Origin of the sequence: Chitinophaga caeni, assembly GCF_002557795.1 — a bacterium.
Taxonomy (GTDB): Bacteria; Bacteroidota; Bacteroidia; order Chitinophagales; family Chitinophagaceae; genus Chitinophaga; species Chitinophaga caeni.
On sequence record NZ_CP023777.1, the window covers coordinates 4,461,834 to 4,483,675 of the forward strand.

General features: G+C 42.8%; 23 protein-coding genes and 1 tRNA gene. 17 read left to right on the forward strand and 7 right to left on the reverse strand.

The window, feature by feature from the left end; genetic code table 11:
• The first annotated feature begins 49 nt into the window (after positions 1-49).
• The 8 genes from murI to COR50_RS18750 all read left to right on the forward strand — a co-directional run bounded on the left by murI (position 50) and on the right by COR50_RS18750 (position 5,840).
• Positions 50-874, forward strand: coding sequence for a glutamate racemase (gene murI / locus COR50_RS18715; protein ID WP_098195406.1), 825 nt, complete (start codon positions 50-52; stop codon positions 872-874).
• 56 nt (positions 875-930) lie between these two features.
• Positions 931-1,440 carry a ferritin gene (locus COR50_RS18720; RefSeq protein ID WP_098195407.1) on the forward strand — a complete coding sequence of 170 codons (510 nt, stop codon included), beginning with the start codon at positions 931-933 and terminating at the stop codon, positions 1,438-1,440.
• A gap of 148 nt (positions 1,441-1,588) precedes the next feature.
• A complete protein-coding gene (locus COR50_RS18725; protein WP_198405701.1) occupies positions 1,589-1,999 on the forward strand; it encodes a putative quinol monooxygenase in 411 nt (136 codons plus the stop codon).
• A 41-nt stretch (positions 2,000-2,040) separates the two neighbouring features.
• Positions 2,041-2,373, forward strand: a complete 333-nt coding sequence (locus COR50_RS18730; RefSeq protein WP_098195408.1) for an ArsR/SmtB family transcription factor — start codon at positions 2,041-2,043, stop codon at positions 2,371-2,373.
• Between the two features lie 55 nt (positions 2,374-2,428).
• A complete protein-coding gene (locus tag COR50_RS18735; RefSeq protein WP_098195409.1) occupies positions 2,429-3,274 on the forward strand; it encodes an arsenite methyltransferase in 846 nt (281 codons plus the stop codon).
• 20 nt (positions 3,275-3,294) lie between these two features.
• On the forward strand, positions 3,295-4,410 hold the full coding sequence (gene arsB / locus COR50_RS18740) for an ACR3 family arsenite efflux transporter (RefSeq protein ID WP_098195410.1): 1,116 nt from the start codon (positions 3,295-3,297) through the stop codon (positions 4,408-4,410).
• 3 nt (positions 4,411-4,413) lie between these two features.
• Positions 4,414-5,043 (forward strand): arsenate reductase/protein-tyrosine-phosphatase family protein, encoded by a 630-nt coding sequence (locus COR50_RS18745; protein WP_098195411.1) that lies wholly within the window; start codon positions 4,414-4,416, stop codon positions 5,041-5,043.
• 167 nt (positions 5,044-5,210) lie between these two features.
• Positions 5,211-5,840 carry a tetratricopeptide repeat protein gene (locus COR50_RS18750; protein WP_098195412.1) on the forward strand — a complete coding sequence of 210 codons (630 nt, stop codon included), beginning with the start codon at positions 5,211-5,213 and terminating at the stop codon, positions 5,838-5,840.
• On the opposite strand, the gene COR50_RS18755 is transcribed toward COR50_RS18750, so the two are convergent.
• Positions 5,834-6,367: a GNAT family N-acetyltransferase gene (locus COR50_RS18755; protein ID WP_157760994.1), complete on the reverse strand. Its 534-nt coding sequence runs from the start codon at positions 6,365-6,367 to the stop codon at positions 5,834-5,836. The two genes, COR50_RS18750 and COR50_RS18755, sit on opposite strands and share 7 nt — an antisense overlap.
• Positions 6,368-6,770: 403 nt before the next feature.
• On the opposite strand from COR50_RS18755, the gene COR50_RS18760 reads away from it, so the two are divergent.
• On the forward strand, positions 6,771-8,900 hold the full coding sequence (locus tag COR50_RS18760; RefSeq protein ID WP_098195414.1) for a copper-translocating P-type ATPase: 2,130 nt from the start codon (positions 6,771-6,773) through the stop codon (positions 8,898-8,900).
• Positions 8,901-9,243: 343 nt separating this feature from the next.
• On the opposite strand, the gene COR50_RS18765 is transcribed toward COR50_RS18760, so the two are convergent.
• Complete coding sequence (locus tag COR50_RS18765) at positions 9,244-9,735, reverse strand: DUF4265 domain-containing protein (protein ID WP_098195415.1); 492 nt, start codon at positions 9,733-9,735, stop codon at positions 9,244-9,246.
• Between the two features lie 371 nt (positions 9,736-10,106).
• Here COR50_RS18765 and COR50_RS18770 point away from each other — a divergent pair, with 371 nt between their 5' ends.
• Positions 10,107-11,750, forward strand: coding sequence for an LVIVD repeat-containing protein (locus COR50_RS18770; protein ID WP_098195416.1), 1,644 nt, complete (start codon positions 10,107-10,109; stop codon positions 11,748-11,750).
• 100 nt (positions 11,751-11,850) lie between these two features.
• Here the strand turns inward: COR50_RS18770 and COR50_RS18775 are convergent, their stop codons facing one another.
• A complete protein-coding gene (locus COR50_RS18775) occupies positions 11,851-13,470 on the reverse strand; it encodes a hypothetical protein (RefSeq protein WP_157760995.1) in 1,620 nt (539 codons plus the stop codon).
• 607 nt (positions 13,471-14,077) lie between these two features.
• Between COR50_RS18775 and pepE the strand changes: the two genes are divergently transcribed.
• The 3 genes from pepE to COR50_RS18790 all read left to right on the forward strand — a co-directional run bounded on the left by pepE (position 14,078) and on the right by COR50_RS18790 (position 16,823).
• A complete protein-coding gene (gene pepE, locus COR50_RS18780) occupies positions 14,078-14,785 on the forward strand; it encodes a dipeptidase PepE (protein WP_098195418.1) in 708 nt (235 codons plus the stop codon).
• Between the two features lie 61 nt (positions 14,786-14,846).
• Positions 14,847-15,932, forward strand: a complete 1,086-nt coding sequence (dinB, locus tag COR50_RS18785; RefSeq protein WP_098195419.1) for a DNA polymerase IV — start codon at positions 14,847-14,849, stop codon at positions 15,930-15,932.
• Positions 15,933-15,968: 36 nt separating this feature from the next.
• Positions 15,969-16,823 carry a tetratricopeptide repeat protein gene (locus COR50_RS18790; protein ID WP_098195420.1) on the forward strand — a complete coding sequence of 285 codons (855 nt, stop codon included), beginning with the start codon at positions 15,969-15,971 and terminating at the stop codon, positions 16,821-16,823.
• An 8-nt stretch (positions 16,824-16,831) separates the two neighbouring features.
• Here the strand turns inward: COR50_RS18790 and COR50_RS18795 are convergent, their stop codons facing one another.
• Complete coding sequence (locus COR50_RS18795; protein ID WP_157760996.1) at positions 16,832-17,431, reverse strand: MCP four helix bundle domain-containing protein; 600 nt, start codon at positions 17,429-17,431, stop codon at positions 16,832-16,834.
• A gap of 153 nt (positions 17,432-17,584) precedes the next feature.
• Here COR50_RS18795 and COR50_RS18800 point away from each other — a divergent pair, with 153 nt between their 5' ends.
• Complete coding sequence (locus COR50_RS18800; RefSeq protein ID WP_098195422.1) at positions 17,585-18,088, forward strand: hypothetical protein; 504 nt, start codon at positions 17,585-17,587, stop codon at positions 18,086-18,088.
• Between the two features lie 15 nt (positions 18,089-18,103).
• On the opposite strand, the gene COR50_RS18805 is transcribed toward COR50_RS18800, so the two are convergent.
• The 3 genes from COR50_RS18805 to COR50_RS18815 form a co-directional block, all read right to left on the reverse strand.
• Positions 18,104-18,949: a DUF4846 domain-containing protein gene (locus COR50_RS18805; protein ID WP_157760997.1), complete on the reverse strand. Its 846-nt coding sequence runs from the start codon at positions 18,947-18,949 to the stop codon at positions 18,104-18,106.
• Between the two features lie 392 nt (positions 18,950-19,341).
• Positions 19,342-19,602: a hypothetical protein gene (locus COR50_RS18810; RefSeq protein WP_098195424.1), complete on the reverse strand. Its 261-nt coding sequence runs from the start codon at positions 19,600-19,602 to the stop codon at positions 19,342-19,344.
• A gap of 146 nt (positions 19,603-19,748) precedes the next feature.
• Entirely contained in the window at positions 19,749-20,240 is a 492-nt protein-coding gene (locus tag COR50_RS18815; RefSeq protein WP_098195425.1) for a DinB family protein, read from the reverse strand.
• 503 nt (positions 20,241-20,743) lie between these two features.
• On the opposite strand from COR50_RS18815, the gene COR50_RS18820 reads away from it, so the two are divergent.
• The 3 genes from COR50_RS18820 to COR50_RS18830 all read left to right on the forward strand — a co-directional run bounded on the left by COR50_RS18820 (position 20,744) and on the right by COR50_RS18830 (position 21,820).
• Entirely contained in the window at positions 20,744-21,088 is a 345-nt protein-coding gene (locus tag COR50_RS18820) for a hypothetical protein (RefSeq protein ID WP_098195426.1), read from the forward strand.
• Between the two features lie 37 nt (positions 21,089-21,125).
• Positions 21,126-21,198: transfer RNA gene (locus COR50_RS18825), tRNA-Lys, on the forward strand.
• Between the two features lie 127 nt (positions 21,199-21,325).
• The gene (locus tag COR50_RS18830; RefSeq protein WP_098195427.1) at positions 21,326-21,820 is read left to right on the forward strand and encodes an SRPBCC family protein; all 495 of its coding nucleotides are present in this window, start codon (positions 21,326-21,328) and stop codon (positions 21,818-21,820) included.
• The last annotated feature ends 22 nt before the right edge of the window (positions 21,821-21,842 follow it).

Genomic DNA, 21,842 nt, shown 5'->3' on the forward strand with positions numbered 1-21,842 from the left:
ACAACGGATTCGATAAAAACCAGTAACTTGGGAACGGAAAATAAAAGATATGAAAGTACCAGGACCTATAGGTGTATTTGATTCGGGATATGGCGGATTAACCGTATTAAAAGAATTTGTAAAAAGGCTGCCGACGTACGATTATTTATACCTGGGCGATAATGCGAGGGCACCCTACGGCACCCGTTCATTCGATACCGTTTACAATTACACGTTGGAATGTGTACGGCATTTATTTGATAGGGGCTGTGCATTGGTGATATTGGCTTGCAACACCGCTTCCGCGAAAGCATTGCGAAGCATCCAACAAAACGATCTACCGAAAATGGATGCAACAAAAAGGGTGCTGGGTGTAATCAGGCCAACTACAGAGATTGTAGGTCGATACACCAAATCCGGGCACATCGGGATACTTGGCACGATGGGAACCGTTAATTCGGGCTCCTACCCGATCGAAATCAAGAAATTTTCCCCCGGGGTAAGTGTAGCGCAACATGCTTGTCCGATGTGGGTTCCCCTGGTAGAAAATAATGAATGGAATCAACCCGGCGCAGATTATTTTGTAGAAAAAGATATACATAAACTGCTTGCAACAGATCCTTTAATCGATACTATTGTATTAGGATGTACGCATTATCCGCTATTGATGGAAAAGATCAGGCAATATGTTCCCCGGGATACTCAAATTCTTAGCCAGGGGCCCATCGTAGCAGCGAGCCTGGAAGATTATTTACAGCGGCACAAGGAAATAGCGGTTTATTGCAGTGAAAATGGCACACGGCAGTTTTTAACAACCGACGACCCGGTTACATTCGATAGGCATGCGGCAATTTTTTTTGAAGATGGGGTGCAGTCCGAACATTTGGCATTATGATTTCATTATGCAAATTCAGCAGACTTTTTCTTACCTTTAAAATATAATTTTCATCTATGCTGAGTCAAACTATCCAAGCCGCATTAAATACACAGGTGAAGATGGAAGCTACCTCTTCACAAGCTTATTTAGCCATGGCCTCCTGGGCCGATATTCAACCGGGGTTGACAGGTATCACCTCTTTCTTCTACAAGCAATCAGAAGAAGAAAGGGTGCACGAATTGAAATTGATTAAATATATCAACGAAAGGGGCGGATTTGCAGTGGTACCACCGTTAGAACAGCCAATTATCACCTATCAATCGGTAAAACGGGTGTTCGAAGAGTTTCTAAGGCATGAAATACAGGTTTCCAATAGCATCAACGATCTGGTACACCAAGCTTTAGAAGAAAAAGATTACGCGACGCATAACTTCCTACAATGGTACGTTTCGGAACAAATAGAGGAAGAACGTCTCGCGAGAACATTAAATGACAAATTAGAAATGATTGGCGAAGACAAAAGTGGCTTGTATTTATTTGATAGGGATATCATGTTGTACAGGACACAGTTGAGCCAAGACTAGCCAAGTTAACATTTTATATCAAGGGACCGGGTATTGTTACCTGGTCCTTTTTTATGCTGCTAACAATTAAGGCAGCATAGATAAAAATGTTCGTTGGATAAAACCCTATCTTTAATTCGAGCAACTTCCATTACTAATAATGTATAAAATGGCAATTACTAAATTCCCCCGCTTCTTACTGGTACTGATTTTTACATTAACCATTTTAAAGATGAAAGCACAAGATCATAATTTGATGGTACGTATTGCAGAAATAGAAATTTATCCTGAATATATTCAAGAATATGGCGATATCCTTCAAAAGGAAGCAGCGGCTTCCATCCAAAAAGAGCCGGGAGTCATTGCCATATTTCCAATGTTCGAAAAAAATCAACATCACCTAATTAAGATTGTGGAGATCTATGCCAATAAAGATGCCTATGAATCTCACCTCCAAACACCACACTTCCTGCATTACAAGACTGCTACTATGAAAATGGTAAAATCATTGAAACTGGTAGATATGGATGCCCTGGATACAAAAAGCATGTCACTGCTATTCAAAAAAATGGCTAATTAAAAAATTTTGCCGGGTTAAATCTTTTATCGTAATATTGCGATATGGGAACAACGAAGAGTGATTTATTTACCAAGCAGCAGAACCAAATAGCCAATATGGCAAAAGCACTGGCCCACCCGGCCCGTATCGCTATATTGCAGTACCTGGTGAAGAAAAATGCTTGCGTGTGCGGAGATTTAGTTGAAGAACTGGGGCTTGCCCAGGCAACCACATCGCAACATTTAAAGGAACTCAAAAATGCAGGGATCATCCAAGGCTCCATAGAGGGCGCCAGCGTTTGCTATTGCATCAATCCCAAAGTTTGGAGCGGGTATAAAGATATATTCTCAGGTTTCTTCAAAGATGTTAGTCTTCCCGGTACAAAATGCTGTTAGTATTTTTTTACAAAAAACCATCGCAATATTGCAATTATACGATAAATAAATAGGTATGTCTACAGATCAAGAAATCAAAGACATGGTAAAGCAGAAATACAGTGAAATTGCCTTGCAAGACAAAACGGAAAACCAGTCATCATGCTGTGGTTCCGGCTGCTGTTCTACCGAAGTATATAATATTATGAGCGACGATTACACTGCGCTGAACGGCTACAACGCTGACGCGGATCTCGGCTTGGGATGCGGCCTGCCAACTGAATTTGCAAAGATTAAAAGTGGCGATACCGTGATTGACCTTGGCAGCGGCGCGGGAAATGACTGTTTCATCGCCAGGCACGAAACTGGTGAAAGCGGCAAAGTAATAGGCATCGATTTTACCCCGGCCATGATTGAAAAAGCCCGGCAAAATACCGCGGTTCGCGGGTTCAATAACGTTGAATTCAGGTTAGGAGATATTGAGAAGATGCCCGTAACTTCAAATGCTTGCGATGTGGTGGTTAGTAATTGTGTATTGAACCTCGTTCCAAATAAAAACAATGTATTTAAAGAGATATTCCGCGTCTTAAAACCTGGTGGCCATTTTAGCATCTCGGATGTAGTTTTAGATGGCAATTTACCAGGAGGCATTCAACAAGCGGCCGAAATGTATGCTGGTTGCGTATCTGGCGCCATACAGAAACAGCGTTATTTAGAGCTGATTGCTGAAAACGGCTTTAGTAATATAAAAATTCAAAAAGAGAAAACCATCGTTATCCCGGATGATATTCTTTCAGGCTACCTTTCCTCCGAAGAGATTCATTCGTTCAAAAATACCGGTACCGGCATTTACAGCATAACGGTCTATGCAGAAAAACCGGCCACTGGTGCCGCTTGCTGCGCACCCGGTTGCTGCGACTAACTTAAAACGGAAGAAAGATTATGAGTTCGAACAACTGTGCTCCTGTAGCCGCTCCCAAACGCTTGGGTTTCCTCGACAGGTATTTAACCTTATGGATATTCCTCGCTATGGCAGCAGGTATCGCGATTGGCTACTATATGCCAGCGGTACCGGGTTATATCAACAATATGTCAACAGGAACAACCAATATTCCGCTTGCTATAGGCTTGATATTGATGATGTACCCTCCATTGGCAAAAGTCCGCTATGAAAAAATGCGCGAAGTATTCAGGAATGTGAAAATATTAGGAGCTTCCCTACTTCTAAATTGGATCATAGGGCCAATCCTCATGTTTATCCTGGCTCTAGTCTTTTTACATGATTACCCCGGGTACATGACGGGCCTGATCTTGATCGGGTTAGCACGTTGTATTGCCATGGTAATTGTTTGGAACGAGCTTGCAGGGGGCAGCAGGGAATACGCCGCGGGATTAGTTGCCTTAAATAGTATTTTCCAAGTACTGTTGTACAGCGCGTATGCCTATATATTCTTAACGATACTACCACCTTTATTCGGTATGCATGAAATGGTTATCGATATAACGATAGCAGAAATCGCGAAAAGTGTTGCTATCTACCTGGGTATACCCTTTATCGCGGGCTTAGCCAGCCGTTTCATATTCATACGTATCTACGGTGAAAAGTGGTTCAGCGAAAGGTTCATACCGTTCATTTCGCCCATTACCTTGATGGCGCTGCTCTTTACCATTTTAGTAATGTTTAGTTTAAAAGGACAATTGATCGTAGAAATACCCTTGGACGTGGTACGCATCGCGGTGCCACTCGTGATTTACTTCACGGTGATGTTTATCTTCAGTTTCTTTATTGGTAAGGCATTAGGGGCAGATTATTCTAAAAATACCGCTATTGCATTCACGGCCACCGGAAACAATTTCGAGTTGGCAATTGCAGTATCGATCGGCATTTTTGGTATTAATAGCGAACAAGCATTTGCAGGGGTTATAGGACCGCTGGTAGAAGTTCCGGCATTAATTGCGCTAGTTAACCTGGCCCTTTGGTTTAAGAAAAAATTCTACCCGGAAAAGCTCAAGGCGCCAGCGGTACAAATTCAAAAAATTCAACCTGGAAAAAGATAAGCCATGCAACTTTACCCTGAAATTATTGATTACCTGGAAAATGCAGAAAATGAAATAAACGGCATTTTACCTGGCAGGAAAAATGTACTTGATCTACTCGTTTCCTTCTTGCAAGAAAACATTAAACTAGGCTCCCCTTCCAGCTTACTGTTCATCTGCACCCATAATTCAAGGAGAAGCCACATGGCACAGTTGTTGGCCGCGGCTTCGATTGCTTACTACGGGTTGAAAGGCATTACAACTTATTCCGGGGGAACCGAGGTCACCTCCTTTAATACCAATGCTATCAAAGCCTTGAAAAATGCCGGTTTTAAAATTGAAAGCCAGGAGAAAGGTGATAACCCGGTTTACGAAGTAAGCATGGGCAACCATATCCCCATTATACGTTCAAATTCGAAGAAATTTTCGAATGCGCCGAATCCTGCCTCCGGCTTCATCGCAATTATGACTTGTTCTTCTGCCGACGAAGGCTGCCCATTAGTACCCGGTTCAGCAACCAGGATATCTATCCCTTACGATGACCCGAAGTTAGCGGATGGCACCCCGCAACAAGACCTGGTCTACATGGAGCGCTGTAAAGAAATTGCCATCGAGATGCTGTATGTTTTTTCACGTGTTAGAATCTCCTGGTAGTTAGCTTAATCAAAAAATACCGTTAATTAAAAAATTGCGGTGACCATGAGCAGGACAATAACTATTATTGGTATAGTTTTAGTTGCCGTTATATCAAACAATTTAGGCCTGGAATTGTCTATATATTAGCAAATAAATTCAATAACAGCAATAACCTTCACGCGTATATGAAACTATTCTTACTATACTGCTTTGTTTTGTTGAACTGGTTTCCCACGCATTTAGAAGAAAAATGGCAGCAGCAGTTAGCCGAAAGCTTAAAAACACTGGACCAATCAGGGGAATTGAAAACCTGGGAGCAGGAAACATTGAAATTACAGAAACTTGCCGATGCGAACCCCAAGGAATGGCTATTGCAGTATTACGCTGCCTGGAGTAATATTCAAATGGCTTTCCAAGCCCCATCAACAGAGGCTTCGAAATTTTGCCAAACTGCCGAAGGCTACGTCGAAAATGCGCTTCAATTGCAACCATCCAATACGGAAACCTTAGTCCTGAAAGCATATTACCTCTCTGCCAAAATTAAAGTGGATCCAGCTACGGCTGTCGTAAACGGCCCAAGTAGCCAGAAATGGGCAGAAAAGGCTATCGAAGCCGATACTAATAATCCCCGGGCCTACCTGGTGAAAGCCTTGGTCGTTTACCATACGCCGGGTATTTTCGGTGGAGGAAAAAAGAAGGCGTTGGAGATATTTAATACGGCACAAGCGAAATTTAAAACATTTGTCCCATCATCTGATATTGCGCCGCGCTGGGGACAAAAAATACTGGATGTATCGATGAAGGAATATCAATAGAAATACTCGTAAACTTGTTGCCTAATCTGCCGGGCAAATTCTAGGAAACTTGGTTCATCAACCTCCCCGGGATAGGTCATTAAATGCATCGGGATTTCTTCTCCCCCTTTAACATAAGAAGGTTGATGGTAATCGAAAGGCGCCAGGTGAAAACCCAGTTTTTTATAAAAGGTGATACGTTTTCGTGCAACTTCATCATACGGCTTCTCTACTTCCAGCACGATCGTACCTTTCAACATCGCCATTAATAAAGTCATAACACGGTTACCGTAACCATAAGCTCTTAGCCTTCTATCTACCGCCAGGTGCTCGATATAAGCCCAATTCTCCCATTGCCAATACACAACGAAACCAACCATCAATTTAGCATCATTAAAAATAGCTAATTCCATACCGGGGACATTATTCAACATTTTGGGTAACATATCAAATATTCTCCTCTCATGTATTGGAAAAGCTTCTTCATAAATTCTCTTTACTTCCAGCAATTGTTTATCGTCGGGATCTTTCAACAGGATGATTTGCATATGAATGGAATATAATTTGTAAAAATAAATTTGACTCCGGTTAAAATTAAAGAAAACCACGCAGATGCGTGGTTCCAATAATATCATTGCCAAGAAGGTAGCATGTGATAAACTTGGCAATTTTGACTTGTGAGGTCGTTCCCAATTGCTATAACTATACAGTTTTTAAACTATCAGAAATAGAACTGGCATCACTTCGGCACAATATTTATACCATTTTATATATGTAATTCTTATTGTTTATAATCAACCATTTAACTATATTTATCATGTTCGTAAATGAACAAATCTGTCCGTTTACGAACGAGTCCTAACTAGCAAGGATGGTAAAATTCCCCGCTTCCAGCAAACATTTTGCTAGTATTACAGTTATAAATAATAAAGCACGGAGAAACCCAAAACAATGAAAGATCAACATATGCACCCAACAGGTAAGGACCAAGAAGAGATGCAACATGAGCATGCCCATCATCATCCGCCTGGAGATCATGCTAAGAAAACAGGTCAAGAACATAACATGAATGCGCATGGTATGGAGATGCATCATCAAAGCCCCGCGCATCACGAGATGATGATTAAAGATTTCCAGAAACGCTTTTTTATCGCGCTAGCGCTTACCATACCAATCTTCATCCTTTCCCCGATGATACAAGAATGGTTTAACTTTTCAATACATATTCCCAATAGCCAATACCTGTTGCTCGGATTAGCTACGGTTGTTTTCCTGTACGGCGGTTGGCCATTTTTGTCCGGCTGGATCCAGGAAATGAAAAGTAAAAATCCCGGCATGATGACCTTGATCGGTTTTGCCATAACGGTGGCCTATCTTTATAGCTCTGCCACGGTATTCGGTTTAAGCGGGAAAGATTTTTATTGGGAACTAGCTACCTTAATTTTAATCATGTTATTAGGTCACTGGATCGAAATGCGCTCGATCCTGGGCGCCTCCAACGACCTGCAATCGCTAGTGTCGCTAATGCCCTCCACGGCTCATGTTATACGTGATGGCAAAGAAATGGACATGCCGGCGGCGCAATTGGAGAAAGATCAGGTAATCGTAATAAAACCGGGGGAAAAGATCGCTGCCGATGGTATCATAACAGATGGCAACTCCAATATTGATGAATCAATGTTGACAGGTGAATCAACACCTGTTGCCAGGAAGTTAGGCGATAAAGTAATAGCAGGTTCATTAAACGGGAACGGTGTCATCCAGGTGAAAGTTAGCCATACAAATGCAGATAATTACCTGTCGCAAGTGGTGAAATTGGTACAAGGGGCGCAACAGGCAAAGTCGAAGACGCAACTATTGGCAGATACCGCCGCCAAATGGCTTACGATTATTGCCCTGACCAGCGGTTTAATTACATTTTTCGCCTGGTGGCTTTCGGGCGCTGAACTTTCGTATGCTATTGAACGAATGGTCACTGTCATCATCACCTGTTGCCCGCATGCCCTTGGCCTGGCTATACCCTTGGTGGTAGCACGATCTACAGCTATAGCTGCACAGAACGGGTTGCTGATAAAAAATAGGACAGCCTTTGAAAATGCCCGGAAAATCAACATCATGGTATTCGATAAAACAGGAACTATTACCGTGGGCAAATTCGAGGTGAACAGGGTACAATCGATCCATCCCGACTACAGCCACGATGATATCCTCAGCATAGCGGCAGCATTGGAGCAAGGTTCCGAACATCCTATCGGCCAGGGAATCATGGAAAAAGTAAAGGAACTTTCCTTGGAAGTGCCGAATGCAACGGGTGCACACGCGATAACCGGTAAAGGTATCAGCGGGCAAGTAAACGGAAAAGAAATTACGGTGGGGAGTCCTTCCTTTGCGAAGCAGTTCATTGCACAGCTACCCGCGAATCCCGATGCAGGCGAAACGCTGGTATTCGTAATTGCCGGTGATCGCATAATTGGATATATCGGCTTATCTGATAGTATCCGCCCAACCGCGACGGGCGCCATCAAAACGCTGCGTGAACAGCATATTAAAACCGTATTGTTAACCGGCGATAATAAGGCCGTGGCAGCCAGTGTCAGTAAAGCGGTTGGGATCGATAAATATATTGCGGAAGTATTGCCCCATGAAAAGCAAAAGACCATACAGAAACTCCAGCAAACACCTGCTTTCGTTGCCATGACCGGCGATGGCGTCAACGATGCGCCCGCCTTGGCGCAAGCCGATATCGGGATTGCAGTAGGTTCAGGCAGCGACGTAGCAGCGGAAACAGCCGATATAATACTGGTCAACAGCGACCCGGAAGACATCGTTAACCTGGTCTTGTTTGGCAAGGCTACTTATAGGAAAATGATACAAAATTTAGCTTGGGCTACCGGTTACAATATTGTAACGATCCCTTTAGCCGCGGGAGTTTTATATAAGCAGGGAATCATCATGAGCCCGGCTATAGGGGCTGTATTAATGAGTATCAGCACGATTATAGTGGCGATTAATGCAGGTTTATTACATTTAAAGAAGAATCCAGGCCAAGATTCGCCACCCGTAAAGACTTCAGCGAAATAGTTAATTTTAACTATTCTTTAAGATTTATGCGTAAAATACTTGTGAATACGGATTTAAGTTTCTAAATTAGGAGTAATTGATCTGTTCCTATGAAAAGACTTATTTCTTTACTCGTAATGCGCGTATACGAAATAAAGAATTACTTTAACCAATACATCCTAGAAAACCTAAGTAGTTAAGCAATTAAAACTTGGGATCCCTTGTTTATTGCAAGTACATTGTAATAAGCAACTGAACAGTAAAAATTTGAGAAACCCAACTTCTTTTTTGGGCAACCAAAAATGGCCTTCATAATTTATTAGGGTCGGCTCCGGGCGGAGCCGACCCTATTTTTATTTTTCGATTATTGAAAATCGCTTTTCTTGATATTTAAAGTAGTGGTATGCTTCAAGTTTGACTCCTTAAAATCCCAAAATTTCTCCTTAAAACCTTCCACCAGGTAAGACAACACCTCATCATAATCCGTCGCGGGTGGAACATCCACGGATACATAGCCGTCAACATGGCTGGCTTCCCAATCACAACCCAAAGCCACGAGATCTTCACCGATCTTATTAGTGAGTTCCGGTTTAAAGATCATCAAATGAACCGTACTATGACCGGAAGCTTGGATAATTTCACGGCAAACCAGGTAACCGTTTTCATCAAGTGTAGCTGCAACCAAGTCTCCCCAGGAAACACCATCAGCCATGAACGGGATATTGCAAACCACGTAATTCCCTTCGTACACTTCCGCCCATACCTGCTCCCGTTGCAAGTTTCCATGATCATCAGTAAATTCGAGCAAGATTCTTACATCTTCTTCAGAACCTTGTATAGCTTCGTTCTCTTGCATGATTGTATTTTATACTAACAAAGCTACGAAAAACGTGCAGACGCTAAAAATATCCAACAAGGTAATTTCCAGGTAGATAAATTACATGAACGGAAGCCATAGTATTGGTTTCCAGCGTTTTGTTAACAACATTAACAAAAGGCGATGAACGTTGTTATTAAATTTGAATGTAACTTTGTAGCAGCGTTTTAAAATTAAACCGGAAAACGCGGCAGGTAAAGAGTCTAACTAAACTGAATCAAGCTTTCGAGAGAGATAAATTAATGCTAAGAGAAAGGAAAAAATTCTAATTACAATGTTATTCAAGCTCTTCTTTCATTGCAACTTTACCTAAATTCCCCGGTGAGAAAATACTTAATCGAATACACGAAATGAAGCAACATTTTTCATGGATGATTGCAGCAGGCATGATCATATTAGGTGCTTGCCAGAAATCCGTAGACAACCCTTCTCAAGAGGACCCAAAAATCATTATTAACAAGGACGCAGCTAGCCTTCAAAAACGCGTGAGCAAAGACGGCACCGGTGTGATCACGATGAACACCTCCGAAAATGGCCGTAAAGCATCAGCTTTCGCAAAATCTACCGAAGATACCGCGCAAAGCAACCAGTACCCGCTGGAGCTGATCGCGGAAGTAGCCCCACCCTCTTACCAAGGTATGGATTTGAGAGCTACCAACGTAGATATTGAAGGAAATTATGCCTACGTAGGTTACAACCGCGAAGGCGCGACCTACCTGGGCGGTGTGAGCGTATTTGATATCAGTGATGTGCAACAGCCCAAGTTGATTGCAGAGGCAATCTTTCCCAGCACAGATATCAGCTCCGTAAAATTCTACCAAGGAAAATTATATGTTTCAGGCGCAACGAACCTGGATAAAGATACTAGCTTTAACTCCCCCGCAGTTGTGGGCTATGTAACGATCTCCAACGGTATCCCAACAGGAGATTTCAAATTGTTTGATGTGCCCGGTCAAGTAGCCACCGATATCGCGATCGCCAACAACAAGTTGTATGTTGCCAGCGGTAGTAACGGCGGCTTGAGCATTCTAAACCTGTCTTCCTTTGATGGGGAAGCCTATGTAAGTAGCGAAGACTTAAGAGCAGTTACGGTCATGACCAACAAGATCGCTGTTCTAAGCGGAACAAAAGGTATCACCACCTTTACCAGCGCTGCCGAGTTAATCAGGAACATAACCATGCCAGTTGATATTGCGGAAACCCAAAGGAACATTGATTCTTACGGCGACTACCTCCTGGTTGCTGCCGGAAAGAACGGGGTGCAATATTATAATTCCAACTCGGGCGAAAAAACAGGCCAATTGGACCTCCCAACCGATTTGCCTTCTGACATTGATCCTGAAGATGTTGTAACCAACGGGGTTTCTAACAACGAGGGATTGTTTTTCGCGGCCAATGGCGCAGCAGGTCTTTACCTGACTAAGCCAACAAGCGATAATGCTTTGGAACTTTTAGGATCCCTGGATCTTAACGGCTCCGCGAATTACATCAAATCTTCCGGCAACTACATTTTTGTTGCCAATGGTAAAGGTGGTTTAAAAATCATTAAGTTTACGGAACCTAACAAGGTTACTAATAGCTGTGGTAATAATTACCCCGCTTATACCGGGAGTAGCTGGCTGAATGTAAACTCTAATGATAAATTGTATTACAGCGGCTCAGCAGCATTACAAGGCGTGAATGTAAACGATGTGTTATATTTCTGCGGTTCTATGACCGTGCAAAATCAATTCAACATCAATAGCAACGGGGTATTTGATATCCATGGTTCATTCGCCTTCGGTAAATATAGAGGCAATACCACGATGCAAGTTAACGGTACCTGGAATATTGAAGGTAGCGTGGTGATCTACGGTGATTTAAACTTGAACAGCGGCGCAACCATGAATTTTTTAGGTAGCGGTTCTTCTATTACCATATACGGTAAGGTTACTAAGAATAACGGTGTAACTATTAACGGTACGTTCACGGACACTGAAAATAAACTGAAGTAAGAGATTGAGTGATTAGCGTAGAGATCCCGGTTCGAGCTCGATGCCCGGATCGGGATTAATATTTTTCACGGTTTACTAGGGGTTAATAGATTTCAGGGTATCAGAGTTCGAGCAGGTCCAACATTTTCCCGTTAACATCTTCATTGGGTTCTACTTGTGAAGCTGTTTGAAGTAGCTGCCAAGTACCTTCTTGCCAGTGAGATTTACCCCAGGATTCCAATACTTTTACCGCGTTATTCCTGTTCCTGATTACCGGGCTGCGCGTTGCCGCTTCCACGAATTCATAACCGTAGCCGGGGAATTCGCCTAGTTTCAACAAGAGACAATCCAGGCACCTGTGCATCGTGAATGCCTTATTGAAACCAAGTTCTTTAGCCGCACCGATCGCGATTTCTTGAAGCGGTATATGTAATTTGGCAAAAGATAACAATTCCGGTAAACGCTCCAAGGTCATACGCTTCATCATCAGGTACCAACTGGTTTCATCAGTGGGATTTTGCTGTAGCCGCTCCCAGCACCAAGCCTCGATATTTATATCCAGGGCATCCGAAACTTTAGCAACTTCCCATACTTGCTGCGTATTAAGATCAGACATCACCATCGACAAAATATGTTTCCAATGGGGGCTAGCCAAGATCTGGTGGATATCAAACAGTAAATCTGATCTCAAATCCTCGCTCCAACCGTAATCAATCCTGGCATCCCAATTGGCTTTGGGATCCTGAAGAAAAGTAGATAACTGTTGTAATAATATGTATTGGTGTAAAGTATTCGCTTTATGTAATAGATGGCTGATGTATCGTTGTATTACTACGGGACCATCATCGTATTCATCAATCCCTTCCATCGGGCCGGGGTTAATCAATGCCTGGATGATTTCCCCAGCAGCATCAAGCATTTCCTCATCGATATCCTTGGCTAATAAAGCTGTTCTCAAGTTCCCGGCAACCGCGCAAGGATAAGCCAAATATTCGTTCATGACCGTATTACGGAAACCCTCCACCATTAGCCAAGACTTGATATCTTCATCCTTGGTATCTAACAATCTCCTAACGATATGAATCCTTCCCCAACCGTGCACTTTTTTGCCCAATCTCCATAATGTACCTTCCGGGTTATCCGACATTTGTACAATGGCTACAACTGCAAAAAGAGTAAACTCGTCATGGGCGCCCAGGATACAGATATTTTCCATATCCTCCTTATCGCGGATGAGGCCCAGCAAGGCCATACCGAACTTTACGGCGCCGCGGTCAGGAGCATGGAAAGCCAGCCAACGCGCAAAAGCATGCAAGTAAGGGCGAACTTTGACGCTAAGGTTCAAGATATGCTCAATCGTGGTGTCCAGGTAGTGCAACACGTCATCTTTCATCAAGATCCCGTATAATGCAATGCGGTCATCGAGCCCGTTATTATCGGCAATTGCTTTAACCAGTTCAGCTATTTGCACAGCCTTTTGGGTGATTTCAGCGGGGTTAGCATGGAAAGTCAAAACACCGTCCCTGGCTCCTGCCGCCCATTGTAATTGATTCCCATCGGCAATATGGATGCGATCTTCGTCAGGTAAAGGTAATTCCTGCACGATGGGTTGATCATTTTCATCCAGGTTAGCTTTCAATATTTCAAAAATTGCAGGACGTTGCTCCCAAGGGAGCACGGGTTGGTCAGTATCTGTTGACTTCTGTTCCTGGTTATTTTTAAACATTGAAATTATACTCATAATCGGGATGCAATTGTCTTTTACCTCTGAACTTATAAAACGGGGTGCGAAAATAATATATTCATCCATGTGTAACAAAGGATTACATAATTCTTTATAATAAAAATTTATTTATCCACTTTTCTCAATTTTGCACTATTTTCTTCAATATATTTTTGCTAAATAAGGCGTTGATCTTTCACCTTAACCAATACGGTTATTATAACCGTAATTCGAGTTGCCACCAATGTGACCCAGGGCATTACATGGCCGTAAAATCTTTAACAGGCAAGGGTTTTAATTTGAAAGGGTAATGAAATATGGAATTGAGGTGCGAAAATTTGAGCCTATTCTAAAAATCGTTTAGTTTTCATAGTACGTGAACCAAGAAAGATATGCCTTCCATACTTCGATACTAAAATTAATAAAGTAAAGCTAATAATAAACTTATATCGATTCTTGTAATAGGAATTGCCGGTTATATCAATTTTTCAAAATACAAAGTATCAGATTCATAATTTAAACAAGTTGAATTGCTTAAGAAATAATGATGGATGTATAAAATTGAAAAATCCCGGCGTTTTTTGAGCGGAATAAATTATTTTGCCGGACACATTCTACCTCGGAAATGAAAAAGAACATCATTTTAGCAAGTACATCAACGGTATTTGGCCAACCTTACTTGTCATATTTAAAAGAAGAGTTGGAAATACTATTTGCTGATGCCAAGGAAATAATATTCATTCCTTATGCCAGGCCAGGCGGGATCAGCCATGATGATTATACTGCCAAAGCTGCCGCATTCTTTAAAGAAATTAGAGTGGCAGTAAAAGGTTTACATAATTTCGATGATCCCATCAGTGCTTTACAAAATTGTCAAGGTATTTTTACCGGTGGCGGTAATACTTTCTTGCTGGTTAAACAATTACACGAATTAAACATACTCCCCACCTTGAGATCGGTTGTAGACAACGGCGTTCCCTACCTGGGTACCAGCGCGGGCAGCAACCTCGGCGGCATGACCATGCAAACAACGAACGATATGCCGATCGTTTATCCTCCCAGCTTCGAGACTGCCGGGTGGGTACCTTTTAATCTGAATCCACATTACCTTGACCCCATCCCGGGAACGACACATATGGGGGAAACCAGGGAAACGCGCATCGCGGAATTTCATACACAAAACAGCATACCGGTAGTGGGTCTTAGGGAAGGCAGCTGGGTGAGGGTAACAGATCATAAAATTAAATTAGGCGGCCCTTTGACAGCGAGGATATTCGAGCAAGGAAAACAACCCTATGAGCTATCGCCCGGCGCTAGCATAGAGTTTGCTTAGCCTGTATTTAAGATAAGGCGCCGGCCATATTGTATGTCATTTCCTACCTTTGTTCTACAAGATGACAGCACCGGAATTAAAAAAATTCACCAGGAAAATCATCCATATTGATATGGATGCATTTTATGCATCGGTAGAACAAAGGGATCACCCGGCATACCGGGGGAAAGCTATAGCTGTTGGCGGCTCTCCTACCGGCCGTGGCGTAGTGGCAACAGCTAGTTACGAAGCCCGTAAATTCGGTGTAAGATCTGCCATGTCATCGAGCAAGGCATTGCAACTTTGCCCACACATCATCTTTGTATCTCCCAGGTTTGCCGTGTACAGGGAAGTTTCTCAACATACGAGGGAGATTTTCCACCGCTATACCGATCTTATCGAGCCCTTATCATTAGATGAAGCTTACCTGGATGTAACAGAAGATAAACTGGGTATTGGTTCCGCGATAGATATCGCCAAATTAATTAAGGAATCCATTTACAACGAGTTACAACTTACCGCGTCCGCCGGGGTTTCTATCAATAAATTTGTTGCCAAGGTAGCCTCGGATATGAATAAACCGAACGGCTTAACATTCATCGGCCCATCCGGCATCACGAAATTTATGGAAGAATTGCCTGTCGAAAAATTTCACGGCGTCGGAAAAGTCACCGCTGAAAAGATGCGCCGGATGCATTTGTTTACCGGCGCAGATCTTAAAAAATTATCGGAAAAAGAACTTGTATCCTACTTCGGTAAAGTGGGACATTTTTATTACAAGATTGTCAGGGGCATCGATGACCGGCCGGTTGAACCCAACAGGGAAACGAAATCCGTGGGCGCTGAAGATACATTTAGTAAAGATCTCGATACCTTGCCGGAAATGGAAATTGAACTGGATAAACTGGCGCAGGTAGTTTCGGGCAGATTGCAGAAACATCAATTAAGCGGCAGAACCATCACGGTCAAAGTGAAGTTTAGTGACTTCAAGCAAATCACGCGGAGCCAATCCTTTATATCCCCCGTTCAAGATGCGAATAGCCTGGCAAATATCGCCAAACAAATACTGGCTAAAATTGATTTAGAAGCGCAACAAGTCCGCCTGCTGGGCATTACAGTTTCCAACTTCAATCTACCCGGAACCGGGGAACAATTGAGCCTATTCTAGTTAAATTGAATAACTTTGCCCTCAGAATTAAAGATTATGACAGCAGGACGATTTTTTACGGTTGCCATGTTCAACGAGCAGTACAAGGAAGAAATGTTGGCCGCCATCGCGGTGTATGAACAAATGCTGGCAGCCGGTTTCCAAGAATATGCAAACGCTAAGTTCGAGATAAAATTTACGGGTGATGATTTGCAAAAGATCATCGGCATCAAGGATTTCCTAATCGGTAATTACGGGTTCGAGATGGATAGTCCACAGCAAGATGGTAACCTGTTTTCGGTAAGCGGGCAAGCAGAAGAGTTCCCGGTAGATAAAGAAAACCTGGCGTACTGGGCCATCGATCTTTTCTGTACCGGCTTTGATTATGATTGCAAGTTTGACGGTTATGCCTTGCTCAATGATTTGAATGCGGAGCAGCATTTTCCCACGATGGATAAAAACAGCGCCGGATATTACGTGGATCAGGCCATGACAGCTTACAGAAGGGGTAATTACGGGTACACGATCATACATTTAAGCAGCGCCATCAGGATACAAGCAGATGATGCAAATACCTGGTATGCCAGGGCCATAGCCAAGGAAGCCATAAGAATGTGGTATCCCGCCAGGCTCGATTATGATCAAGCCATAATGCTGAATCCCGGCTTCGTGGATGCGTATATCAACAGGGCAGCCAATAAAGACGAGCAAGGTGAATTTGAAAGTGCCATCGAGGACTATAACACGGCCATCAGCTTGGCTCCCGGGGATGATACCGCTTATTACAACCGTGGTAATTCAAAGTATGTATTAGGCGACCCGGCCGGAGCCTTAGAAGACTGGCAAACGGCACTTTCATTAGGTTCCAAGCACGCGAGGGCAAGGATTGATGAATATTTAAACCGATCGTAGATACGGGCCTAATTTAAAACAGTTGGCGCCGTAAAATTAAGTATGTGCTTGTTTGGCTTCAGCAATAAAATAATGACAACGATCCCCAGTATGATGGCGAGCGCCAGCTCTAATTGAATAGACAAATTGTTGCTACCGATAAGGCTGGTAGAATGTGTTTTTAAATTTTGTCCCTCCCCTATTTGGAGGCGGCTTAAATCCTGTAAAGTAGACTGCAATGCGGTCAGTTCTTGTTGCTTTCCCTGTGCATCGGCCCGGTAAAAGTCATTTAACTGGGATTTGAATTGCAGCCAGTAGCGTTGTTCTTCCGCAGTCAGGTAAGTTGTTTCATAATCGCGTATAATGGCTTGGATACGATCGCGGTGTTGCTGCAATTTTTCCGTATTGGACGAAGTTGTTGCCAATATCTCCTGTTCGTATAAATTATGAGAGATCTGGTGCAAGTATGTGGCAGGCAAGAGGCGATCCGCATAAATTGATTGTATAGAGCGATCTAACTTGGAATTACTAAGCTTTTCGAACACGTTTACAAGGATCAAGATCACCATAATACCCACGAGGACGCAAGCAATAGTGTAACGTGTTGGCCATGTGATTTTTTTTATCATAAACGGGAAATTTAGGTACGCCAACTTTAAAGATACGGCTTTTTGGCAGTATTCCCCGAAATAAGGGTTTGGTAAGATTCTTGCGGCAAATTTCCAGGTCAACGACCGGTTGAAGATCAATAAATTTTTAATCCTTCATAAAAGAAATTGAATATGGAACAAGCCTGGACGGACATTTGCTCGATGGCAAGGGAACAGCTATTAAAAATTGATGGGGATAGGTTCGATAGTTTCATCAGTCTTTTACATGAACCGGTACATGGTAAATACTGGTATTTACACCTCTCCTGGGAGGAAGCCGAAGTTAAATGGCATCTCAACGAATGGGATGCAGACGCCGAAGCGCTTTTATATAATGATCCTGCTGAAAAATGGAAAAGGCGCGGCATGCCAATGTACCCGCAAGTGCAGCAACACTATGGCACTTGGCCCATTAAAGAATTGGATATATTGTTTTTGCTGATTGAGAAGATACATGCTAATCCCATTGTTAACTCCAAGGAAATGATCGCGGTGAATGCGAGCCAGGAAACATTGTCTATCGGCGTTTCAGAATCAAGCTGTAGTTACACCTGGCATATTTTACCACCGTCCTGGATATCGCTGGGCAATGTAGTATCACATTTACATACCCTGAAATCCAGCATACAGTATTAAACTTATTCGAGCCCCTTATGGAAACAGCCTGTACAACTGCGCTTCCGGAAAATACCATTCCGGCGTATTCAGCGGTTTACCGGGACGGATAACATACCAGGGATGTACCGAGCCGTAATGTTGCAGGATATGGATATCCTGGGCAGGCATAAAACTTTGAGCCAACAAGCAAACACGGTTCCCGCGGCTATCTTCAGCAACATCGACTACCACCACGGCATGACCGGGTGAGCCGGCATCAATCAATGCATCTCCCGGTCGGACCGGGGCATTGGCAGGCAATTTTTGAGCTTGCCGGCTTAAGCTGATCGTACCTGCATAGATAAAAACCGTTTCCATGAATTGATCGAAAACGGTCCTACTTTCAGCGGCAGCAGCCGTTTTGCTTTTCATTAAGCGGTTATTTTTCAGCAGGTAACGGAATCCCTTGATCCATTCTGTATACTCCATCCAAGTACCATCGGTAGCGAGGAAACGTAAAGCTTTAAAATTCTTGTTGCCGTAGGCATATTCGGCATGTAAACGTATTACGGCATCAGCACATTGTTGCAAATCTTTATGACCGACGGGAATATCCAGCACGGCGTACTGTGCAGATTGATTCACCTTAGGGTGACCATTATACAGGTAAACAGTTTTAGAAGATTTCAATGATACATGCCGGAAATAATTGTACCAACCCGAATCACCCGGCCCAGTAGTTCGATGGAAACCTGCGGGGGCAGCGATATCATTAATATGCAGCACCGGCTTGTTGGCGAGATGGGTATGCTCCATCTTTGAAGCCTTGGTAAAATTCAATGCCAACAGGGCGCACAAGGCTGTAATCCCGATAACCAGGAATAACATGGATAGCTTCATGAAAGACATTTCTTCAAAGGATGCGGGATTTTCAAAATTCCATAAATGTAAATAATAAAGTTGATAGGAATACACACTTACGCCGCGTTCATGTCATAGTATTTTTCTGATTGGCCGGGATCAAATGTTGAAGAGTGACGCAACGGCGGCACAATAAAGAACAAATGATGACTACATAAAAACCAACTCATATTATAAATACCCTGTAAAATAAGATAGCAGGTGATTGTAAACGATCCACCTGCCTTATTGGAGCCATTAATTTGTGATAGCAGTAGCCTGGGGTGGATTTGGCTTGTGGCTTCTTGCAGCTTTCCGTCCTTTCAGGAAAAAGAAGAGGTGCAAAAATAACATGACTCCCAGGTAGATACTGAAATATCCGATTTTAACACTCAGAGCTTCAACCGTGGTAGAATACGGCAACTTCGAACAGCTCTACCGGGGTTCCAACCATGTAAGTTCAAGGCCACGATGCCCAGGTTGACCAGGTAGAAACCGGTTAGCAGCAATTTATTAACCGCGCGGGCGAGCTCATCATGACCCAGGAATAAAGGCTTGATAAAATGCCAACCGTTGGAATAACAGGCTTTCCCGACCCGCACGGTGATGAAACAACTAATAGTTAGGTAAATGGTATAAGCAATTATATTCATTGCATTATTTCGTTGTTGTTCGCACAAATGTAATCACAAAAATTGAACTTTCAAAATATTCTGAAATTTCAATTAAATAAAAAATGAGCATTATAGAAATGCTCACTTTTTATTGTTATTAAGAATGCTGTTAGCTGGAGTTTAGCTTAATGCTCATCGGCGCTTGGGCCGTAACTTCCGGGGATCGGGATATCCAGCAAGCGCAGGTACATACCCAGTTGCGCCCTGTGGTGGATAATTTGGCTCATGCTCATGCGGATGACGTCGGCCTTGGAAGATTCGCTCAGAATAGTCTCCCCGTTCCTGAGCGTCCAGGTTTTTTCCAGCAGTTCGGGGCTTGCTTTCGCGAGGGCATCCTTACCATCTTGCAGGGATTTCTCGAAAAACTCCATCAGCTCGTTGTTGGAAGCGAAAGATTTGGGTACGTATGGAGTGGTAGCGAAATCTAAACCATCCGTTTCCACGGCCATTTTTACCCAGCCGGGAAGCTCGGCAACGTGACCGGCGAGTTGTTCCATCGTCATGTTCTTAGCATGCGGTTTCCAGCTAGCTTTTTCAACGGGTACCCTGGATAGCATTTTGCGGGTTGTCTGGGCTTCATTCTCTAATTCTTTTTGGAAAAGTTCAATGATATTCATGATGTTTCAGTTTTGTAATACAAAGAAAAAACAAGGAAATGACAACTGTATGTCAGCAGTGATTTGCCGGTTAAAAATAATTTTAAAATGGACACCATTAAAATACCGGGGCTGTCCCCGGCAAAAAACATTATAAAAAATCACCTTGTTTGGTTAATGAATTGTTAACAGACTTAAACCCTACTTGTTAGCAAATAAAACGTTTCAACATCTATCGTGTACTATCCCGTACAATATTGAATCACGTAAAGACTTCTCTACTAAAGAATTACCAACTATTTGTGAAAATTTAATACGCATTATAAGCGGGGAATTTACATGTTACAACACCTTGATTACATGTTATAATGATGTAAAGCGGTCAATGAATGCGGGTCGGTTAACAAACTATTATTAGCCCTATTTAAAAGCTTAAGGGGAATGCTTAAATTGTAATTAGAGAAAATTACACGCCATTTAGAGACGATTGTTTGTAGTGTTTAATATGAAACCGAGTATAATCTATGATAACCGAGAAAAACAACCACCCTACACATATGATCCATCCTGATGAACAATCGGTGATCATGGCCTGGCACATATTCCGCACGGCCCACCTGTTTGGCACCCAACAACCGGAGCTTTGGGAACTACCGGAGCAACCCTTTACCGAAATGACCCTGGCACAATTAGTACAAGAAATCAAATCATTAGAACACGGGATCAACAATGCTTTAAAGACCTTGCCCTTACTGAAGCAACGCGATCTACCTAGTGACACTTTAAAAGCGTACATCCTGGTATTACAGAAAATATACGGGGAAGCATTCCGGGCGCTCTTGCAAAAAAAGCCGCCGGCTTTGTCATAAAAAATATCTTTACTATATTCGTTTCCCAAAATCAATTGACTCCGTAGCTCAGTTGGTAGAGCAGCTGACTCTTAATCAGCGGGTCTAGGGTTCGAGTCCCTACGGGGTCACTTAAGCTTCTACGAAATGTGGAGGCTTCTTTTTTTCAAACGGAAATCCATTTGGATAAAATAAAGCTTCCTACAATTTTAGCCCGGATGCCACCTATTTCAATCTTTTGTAACTTAAATTTATTAAATGAAAGACTTTGACTGGACCTCGTTTACGAAGCGCATTGCTATTAAGTCTACACTCGCTGAAATTTACGATGCATGGACTATTGCCGCCAAGCTTGAGAAATGGTTTTTAGAACATGTGGTCTTTCACGATACCGCCGGCAAACCGCTTAAAAACACGCAACCCGCGGAAAGCGGGACTCGATATGATTGGTATTGGTACCTTGAAGCAACACCTATGCACGGAATAATGCTCCATGCAAATGGAAAAGATTTCCTTCAATTTACTTTCGAGGGATCCAGTTCTGTTGATGTTAAACTAGGTACGCTGGATGAGTATGTTATCGTGGAACTCCGCCATTATAATATCCCGCAAGATGATAATTCAAAACAGCATATTCGCTTGGGCTGCTCCAATGGCTGGGCCTTTTATTTGCATAATTTAAAATCCGTTTATGAAGGCGGGATTGACCTCCGCAATAAAGATTCGAAGCTCGGGGTTATGATTAACAACTAAAATATTTGATATAGAAATTATT